We start from the raw sequence: 7,962 nt of genomic DNA, 5'->3' as shown, positions 1-7,962 counted from the left end.
ATAGTATACATTATTTATATAATTGTGTTATACTATTGATAGGGATTACGAGAAATATTTCATTAAATGAAAAGGATGGTATATAAATATGAGTACTGTGAATGTCCAAATTGGTTTACATGAATTATTGAACGGAAGCAATGCACAGATTCAATTAAGTGTTCCGCAATTAGTGGAAAAAGTATTAATGCGAAACGAAGGGAAATTAACTTCTACTGGTGCCGTTTCTGCTTCAACAGGAAAATACACAGGACGTTCTCCTAAGGATAAATTTATTGTGAAGGAAGCATCGGTTGCTGACAAAATTGCTTGGGGAGCCGTGAACCAACCGATCTCTGAAGAACATTTTAATAAATTATATATAAAAGTTTTAGAATACTTAAAAGAAAAAGAAGAGTTATTCATCTTCAAAGGATTTGCTGGCGCTGATCGCAACTATCGCCTACCAATTCAAGTTGTTAATGAATATGCATGGCATAATTTGTTCGTACATCAATTATTTATTCGTCCAAATGAAGAAGAATTAGCAACTCACGAATCAGAGTTCACAATTGTTTCTGCACCAAACTTCAAAGCAGATCCAGCAATTGACGGTACAAATTCTGAAGCATTCATTATGGTTTCATTCGAAAAACGTATCGTACTAATCGGTGGTACAGAATACGCTGGAGAAATGAAAAAATCAATCTTCTCTATTATGAACTTCTTACTACCTGAACAAGACATTCTTTCTATGCACTGCTCTTCAAACGTAGGCGAAGAAGGCGACGTAGCACTATTCTTCGGTTTATCTGGAACAGGCAAAACAACATTATCTGCTGATCCAAACCGTAAATTAATCGGTGACGATGAGCACGGTTGGTCTGATAACGGCGTATTCAATATTGAAGGCGGTTGCTATGCAAAATGTGTAAACCTTTCTCATGAGAAAGAACCACAAATCTTCGATGCAATCAAATTTGGTTCAGTTTTAGAAAACGTTGTCATTGATGGTCAAACACGCATCGCTGACTATAACGATACTACTTTAACAGAAAATACACGTGCTGCATACCCTATGCATGCGATTGACAATATCGTACTGCCAAGTGTTGCAGGACATCCAAATACAATTATTTTCTTAACTGCTGATGCATCTGGCGTATTGCCTCCAATCAGTAAGTTATCAAAAGAGCAAGCTATGTACCATTTCTTAAGCGGTTACACTAGTAAGCTAGCAGGAACAGAGCGCGGCGTTACATCTCCGCAAGCTACATTCTCTACTTGCTTCGGTTCACCGTTCTTACCGCTTGATGCATCTCGTTATGCTGAAATGCTTGGTGAAAAAATCGAGAAACATGATGCGAAAGTATTCTTAGTAAACACTGGCTGGACTGGTGGCGAATACGGCGTTGGTAAACGTATGAACTTAGGTTACACTCGTGCAATGATTCAAGCAGCACTAAGCGGTGAACTTGCTAAAGCTGAAACTGCAAAACACGACATCTTTGGCCTTGAAGTACCTCGTCATGTTCCAGGTGTACCTGATGAAGTATTAATGCCTGAACAAACTTGGGCTGATAAAGATGCTTACAAAGTGAAAGCAATTGAGCTTGCAAACGAATTTAAAGAAAACTTCAAAAAATTCGATAGCGTTTCTGAAGCTATTATTAACTTAGGCGGTCCAATCGCTTAATTACAAATTTTCTATTGGAATAACCCTTTTACTCATATGAATAAGTGTCGTGTAACCGTAAAGTTCCGCGTACTCACCGACAAAACCCAATGCGGCTTAACGGTTACACACACTTACATAAAAAAGAAGCTTACGTTAAAAACGTAAGCTTCTTTCTATATCTTATATAAAGTGAAACTTTAATCTCTTCATCTATTGCATACCAATACCCATAAATTTACAGAAAATTCTTTTTATAATCATTCGTTTGTAGTTTCCTATGATATGATATAATTTACATATAAAGGAAAGGGTGAGGCCCATGAAAAATTTTATTCAGTTATGGAGCGATTCAAATGTTTTGGGGACTTGTGATGCTTAACGTTAATTTATTTGAGCATACAAGTGAAACGATAAAATACATTATTCTAATTACCGGAATAGCTTGTTGTATTGTATCCAACTTTTTTAAAGAACCTAAGAGTCATACTACTAAGTGATTTCATATTAACTTATTGGAAGCGGAAACCTATATTTTATACAAAGTTACGCTTCCTGTTGTACTATCCACCGCCGGATCCCTTATTCCAGAGTAAGCCAATTTTCAATTTAAGTAACCAGATTTTCATTTATACAAATCACGGCTTCGAACATATAAACTATTTTCCCACTCACTACATCCTTCTGGTTTCACACCGCATGGGACTAAAAAAGGATCTGACCGCTTCTATCCACCGCCAGATCCTCTATTCCATCTAAAAAAGTTCCAAACCTAATTTTCAATTGATATACTCGGATTTTCAAACATACAAACCACGGCTTCGAACATATAAACTATTCCCCCACTCACTACATCCTTCTGGTTTCACACCGCATGGAAACAAAAAAAGGCCCTAACCGCTTCTATCCACCGCTGGATCCTCTATTCCATCTAAAAAGAGGCTCTTTTAGCTCTTTTAGCTCTTTTAGCTCTTTTAGCTCTTTTAACCCTTTGTTAATTCTTCTTCATCCTTCATACTATAATAACCTAAATTAATAACGATTAAGAAATAACCACCCAGAATACCTACTGCAAATGCCCACATTACCATATGATGCTCAATTTCGTACATAATAATAGCACCCAAAATTGCAGCTGCAAAGCGATTAAACATACCAAGCGTCGGCGCTTTCGTCTTCTTTACTATACTATCTCCAAGCTTTTCGATACGCCTTCCTAAAATCCAAACACAATACATGCTTACAATAAGTCCAATTCCAGCACCTAGAAAATGTGCTGAAAACGGTGTTAACATCCAGCCTAATAACAGAATACCTAGTAGATAATACGATTGAATTTTAAACGACCTTAATGACATACTAATCATATTGTACTCCCCTTCAATAGTTTTTATCTATCCAACCAAAGCTATATAACTCATTTCTTTCGAGTCCATGCTACTTAAAATTCATTTCACTCAAATTTAAAAAACATAAACAGTATGTTTATGTTTTTTAAATGCTTTTAGGAAATAATATTATACAAGATTTCTAATATAGAATTCCTCATAAATGTGACGTTTTTCAAAACATTTTCGTCCAATTATGAAAAAATTGATATCAATCTATGAACATACGGATATGATGTAATAAGCACATAAATAAAGGGGGCGTCTAATGATTTATTTTTTAATGGCTCTCATTCATCTCATTGTTCCTGCACTTATTGGACTTTCATTATATTGGTACATGAAAAAACATAGTATTTTCTATGCTGTCCTCGGTGTTCTTCTTCCAGGAATTATTCTAATTACACTCTTCCGTATTCCTTTTCTTAATTTAATCCCACTTATTACTTCCATTTTATTCCTCGTATTTTTACCAAAAATAAAAAAATAGGAAAGCAGATCATAGGTGATCTGTTTTCCTATTTTGATATAGGTTCTTGCACGATAGAATTAGCTTCTACTTTCTCTGATTTCACAAACCATAAACCGAAGAAAATGATGATTCCACCGATTATTTGTTGAAACGATACATATTCATTTGCCCATACAGCTGCAAATAAAACAGCTACAAGCGGCGTAATATACATATATACCATCGTATGTGACGCACCAATTTTTTGAACACCAACATACCACATAACTAAACCGAATACTGTTACAAAGAAAACAGAATATAGTAAAGCAAATAGTGTCATTCCGTTTGTAATGTGAAATGGCATGACAAATACATGTGGACCACTTAACAATAAAAGCGGAATCGCTCCAACTAATGTCGACCATGCAGTAACACGTAATGCTGAGTATTTTTTAATAAGCGGCCCTGCTAAAACGGGATAAAGTCCCCAACATATTGATGTAATAAGTCCAATCCCATTTCCGTAGAAAGAACTAGCGAGTGAATGCCCCGCTACTAAAACTAATGTAGCACCAATAAAGGCAATCATGGAACCAACTAACTTTCGAGAAGAGAATTTTTCTTGTTTCAAGAAAATCGCAAATAAAGTTGTAAAAATAGGTGAAATAGATATGAGTAAAGAAGCATTTGTAGCGGATGTGTATTTTACAGTTTCCATAAATAACGTTTGATACAGTACAATACCTACAACGCTAACGATGATTAATCTTGGTATATCTTTTCGCTCCATATAAAGTGACTTTTCGATAAAGAACGTAAGTAATAACAGTAGTGGTGCTGCTGTCATCATTCGAACTGCAGTAAACTCAATTGCTGTAAATTCTAAAAGTCCATATTTCGCAATCGTATAGTTAATCCCCCAAATAATAACGACACTTAAAATTAATAACTCAATTCCCCATCTTTTCATGCGCAACCCCCTCCGCAAAGAGAATTATACAGAAAATTCAACTATATGTACATTTCATTATGTGAAAAAATCCATAAGAAAAAGGAGCATATTATATACTCCTTCTCTCTTCATTATACTCGAACATGTAACTTCATATTCGGATTATAAAACTGGCTTGGGCTCTTCAGCTGGAAAGTCCCTCCAACTTCATGCCAATCAACTGTTAATTTATCATCCATAAATACAAGCTTTGTGCGATCTGCAATAAAGTTTAGTACGCTTGATTCGATATCTACATCGCGCTCATCTTTCTCTGAAACGGCTACTAAATCAATAATCCCGCTCATAACACAACCGCAACCTTCATTATCATAAAATAACTTTATATATTTCGTTTCACTTGGAATCGTATCCATAATCTTTTTATATGCTGCTTCTGTTACAGTAACGTACATGTGTTAACCTACATCCTCTCTTCTCGTATCATTTATATATTGTACCACCATTTTTCTTGAATCTTATATGCAGAAAATTAAGACTACTATAAAATATATGTGATAAAGTGAAACTTTAATCAGGGAGGTATCCATCCCCCCCTGATTATTAGCCCTCGCCAATCAGGCTTTTACGGGCAGTTAATGCGTGATAAAGGAGGTTGTATCACTGATGTTCAAACTACAGCGATATCTCATTTTCTTATGTCTATTAGGTAGCTTTTTTATTTCTAGCGGAATGATATTACAACATATACTTCCCTATTCTCCTTCTATTGGCTGGATTCTAGGTTTTATTTGTTTCCTATCCGCTTCTTATTTTTCCATAAAAAAACAAAAACAACTAACAAAGTAAGAACTATCTTAAGGAGGATTACCAAACATGCCAGCCTTAAAAGAAATAGAACAATAACTTAATCATTTATTACAGGAGAAATCCATTGCCATATCGACAATGATTATGGTAGGCATAAATACTCACTCATTATGGATTATGCGAAAGAAACAAATATGTCACTCATCGGTTTGTCACACTCTGCCTCTGAATATTTAGTGAAAGAGACATTGATGTATGATTGGTTTAAAGAAATTTTTGATGTAGATGTTACTTTGATTCCGCAGGAGACCTGGTGGTTATAAAACTAATAACACCTCCCCTATTTTTAAAATCTATATACACAATACGATCGACCACACAAAAATATAGAATCTACAATATATATATAGTAGTTCTACTTTTAAAACTATATTTTCAAAAATATAGAAAGGAGATAATATATGTACCAACGCAATTGCTTTAGTTGTGACGGTAGACGCAACAGCGGTTCTATCGGCAGTACTGGACCTACTGGTGCTACTGGACCTACTGGCAATGCCGGGCCTACCGGGGCCGGTTTGCAAAGTACTACCGCTTTTAGTCTAGCAGCCGCTCCTAACTATAAAACGGGACAAGTTGTCACTTACACGAGTAGCGGCTATGTTGTAAAAAAAGATGCACCTCAAGGATTTCCGAATGTGTCTCAAGATTATATCGTATTGGTAGAAGGTGGTCCTACCGGTTCTACTGGGTCTACTGGACCTACCGGTTCTACCGGACCTATCGGAGCTACTGGTTCTACCGGTTCTACTGGGTCTACCGGACCTATCGGAGCTACTGGTTCTACCGGACCTACTGGGTCTACTGGCTCTACCGGTTCTACTGGGTCTACCGGTTCTACTGGGTCTACTGGTTCTACCGGACCTACTGGGTCTACCGGACCTACTGGTCCTACTGGGTCTACCGGAAACACCGGGCCTACTGGTTCCACCGGTTCTACTGGTTCTACCGGAGCTACTGGTCCTACTGGCAGCATTGGACCCACTGGTATTACTGGACCTACCGGAATCACTGGGCACACCGGTAGCAGTTCAGCAAAAAGCATCCTTTTCCAAGGAACTAACGCTGAGTTTCAACGTATAGCAGGTGCTCCAGCAGTTGATTCCAATATTATTCCTTATGTAATTGCTGGATTTGGAAATATAGCTGGTTTTTCTGCATCTATAAATGTAAATAATTTGCCTATAGAAGTTTATACAATTCAAATCTGCACTAATGTCCCAACAAACCTTTCCGCCCCTACCTCTAATCACGTTATATCTACTATTACTTTTACCACTACGGCTAAAATCACTGGAACAATCACATTTACTATTACTCCTTCAGACGTTGGATCACAGCTAGTTCAAGTGTATGACCCTACCCCTTTACCAGGACCTGCCACTGTTATTTGGACTAGTACAACAACTGGAAATCCAGTTTCAAGAGGAGACGCATTATGCCTTTATATTAGCCCTGGGATTACTGACAGTGCTATATACTCTATTTTTCTAATTACCTCTATTTAAACTGTACTCTATAGAAAAAGCTTTAATCAGTAGGGGGATCCCTTCCCTACTGATTATTGGTTGAACCAATTGGATCTTAACGCAAGATAAATTAAAAAAACATCACTTTTGATTAAGTGATGTTTTCTATTTATCTCTTACACTATCATTAAATCGGCAACATAATCTCAACAGTCGTTCCAACTCCAACTTCGCTTTCAAAGTTCAATTTACCGTGGTGATCTTTAATAATTTTTTCCGTAACTACTAATCCTAAGCCTGTTCCAGTTTCTTTCGTTGTGTAAAAAGCTTCATTTAGCTTCGGAATTTTATCTTTTGGAATGCCGCATCCCTCATCTATAACTTGAACAATGATTACATCTTCCACAATAACTTTCACAGTAATAGTTCCGCCAACTGACATTGCTTCAATCGCATTTTTTATTAAATTAAAAAATACTTGTTTCAATCGTTTTTCATCGCATGTAATTGGAGGTATATCTTTACTATAAATAGCATGTATTTTCACCCCTTGTTCTAATGCTGGCTTTTCCATAACTCGGATAACATAAGAGATGATTTCTTTTATGTTATGAGTTTCTGATTCTATCGATTTAGAGTTCTCAAATCCACTTAGTTCGTTAGCAATTATATTAATACGATCTACTTCCTGTTTCATAATGTCGCTATAAACCTTATCTTCTGGATGTTTTTTCGCTTGCTTATTCACAAGTTTTTTCAATTTCACTAACGGCCTTCTAATCTTATCGCCAATTACTGTTGCCATTTTTCCAACCATCGCTAATTTTTCTACCTTTTGTATTTCTTTATCCATCATTTCAAGTTTGCGAACGTAAGACTGAAATCTTAAAAGTATAATCCAACATATAATAGCAAATACGCTGCATAATGCCATTGGAATTAGAACGATAGCGGATTGAATAACGATTCCCATAAGAGCGTACTTTCCAACAAGTATCCCTGCTACTAACAAAAAATATCTTTTATTCACAAAGATTGGTGCAAATAAAATAAAAAATCCTTCTACTATATTACCGCCATCAAATTCAGCATCACTTCCGTAATAAATAATGAAGTTATGAATAAAATCCAATATATTATAGCCAATTAAAATAATGTACTTCACAATATATGGC

The 7,962-nt window shown here is 36.1% G+C and carries 8 protein-coding genes and 1 pseudogene; 5 read left to right on the top strand and 4 right to left on the bottom strand.

Annotated elements, in window-relative coordinates:
• Window positions 1-88 precede the first annotated feature (88 nt).
• Window positions 89-1,675 carry a phosphoenolpyruvate carboxykinase (ATP) gene (gene pckA, locus AB3X49_RS14725; protein WP_002034448.1) on the top strand — a complete coding sequence of 529 codons (1,587 nt, stop codon included), beginning with the start codon at window positions 89-91 and terminating at the stop codon, window positions 1,673-1,675.
• A gap of 962 nt (window positions 1,676-2,637) precedes the next feature.
• Here pckA and AB3X49_RS14720 read toward each other — a convergent pair.
• Complete coding sequence (locus tag AB3X49_RS14720) at window positions 2,638-3,021, bottom strand: ATP synthase subunit I (RefSeq protein WP_002089121.1); 384 nt, start codon at window positions 3,019-3,021, stop codon at window positions 2,638-2,640.
• 289 nt (window positions 3,022-3,310) lie between these two features.
• On the opposite strand from AB3X49_RS14720, the gene AB3X49_RS14715 reads away from it, so the two are divergent.
• Window positions 3,311-3,532, top strand: a complete 222-nt coding sequence (locus AB3X49_RS14715) for a hypothetical protein (RefSeq protein ID WP_367963003.1) — start codon at window positions 3,311-3,313, stop codon at window positions 3,530-3,532.
• Window positions 3,533-3,560: 28 nt separating this feature from the next.
• Here AB3X49_RS14715 and AB3X49_RS14710 read toward each other — a convergent pair whose 3' ends face one another.
• The gene (locus AB3X49_RS14710; protein ID WP_367963000.1) at window positions 3,561-4,466 is read right to left on the bottom strand and encodes a DMT family transporter; all 906 of its coding nucleotides are present in this window, start codon (window positions 4,464-4,466) and stop codon (window positions 3,561-3,563) included.
• A gap of 113 nt (window positions 4,467-4,579) precedes the next feature.
• Complete coding sequence (locus AB3X49_RS14705; protein WP_002089124.1) at window positions 4,580-4,903, bottom strand: iron-sulfur cluster biosynthesis family protein; 324 nt, start codon at window positions 4,901-4,903, stop codon at window positions 4,580-4,582.
• Window positions 4,904-5,114: 211 nt separating this feature from the next.
• On the opposite strand from AB3X49_RS14705, the gene AB3X49_RS14700 reads away from it, so the two are divergent.
• The 3 genes and pseudogenes from AB3X49_RS14700 to AB3X49_RS23225 all read left to right on the top strand — a co-directional run bounded on the left by AB3X49_RS14700 (window position 5,115) and on the right by AB3X49_RS23225 (window position 6,826).
• On the top strand, window positions 5,115-5,297 hold the full coding sequence (locus AB3X49_RS14700; protein WP_242310586.1) for a hypothetical protein: 183 nt from the start codon (window positions 5,115-5,117) through the stop codon (window positions 5,295-5,297).
• Between the two features lie 62 nt (window positions 5,298-5,359).
• Window positions 5,360-5,581: pseudogene (locus AB3X49_RS14695) on the top strand (Nif3-like dinuclear metal center hexameric protein); the annotation flags it as partial.
• 138 nt (window positions 5,582-5,719) lie between these two features.
• Entirely contained in the window at window positions 5,720-6,826 is a 1,107-nt protein-coding gene (locus AB3X49_RS23225) for a collagen-like protein (RefSeq protein WP_483298781.1), read from the top strand.
• A gap of 148 nt (window positions 6,827-6,974) precedes the next feature.
• Here the strand turns inward: AB3X49_RS23225 and AB3X49_RS14685 are convergent.
• Window positions 6,975-7,962, bottom strand: a 988-nt coding sequence (locus AB3X49_RS14685; protein WP_367962996.1) for an ATP-binding protein, incomplete at its 5' end; no start/stop codon positions are given.

The organism is Bacillus sp. C30, from assembly GCF_040838255.1.
Taxonomy (GTDB): domain Bacteria; phylum Bacillota; class Bacilli; order Bacillales; family Bacillaceae_G; genus Bacillus_A; species Bacillus_A mycoides.
Note: the sequence above shows the minus strand (reverse complement) of the source record. Positions and strands in the feature narration are given on the sequence as shown.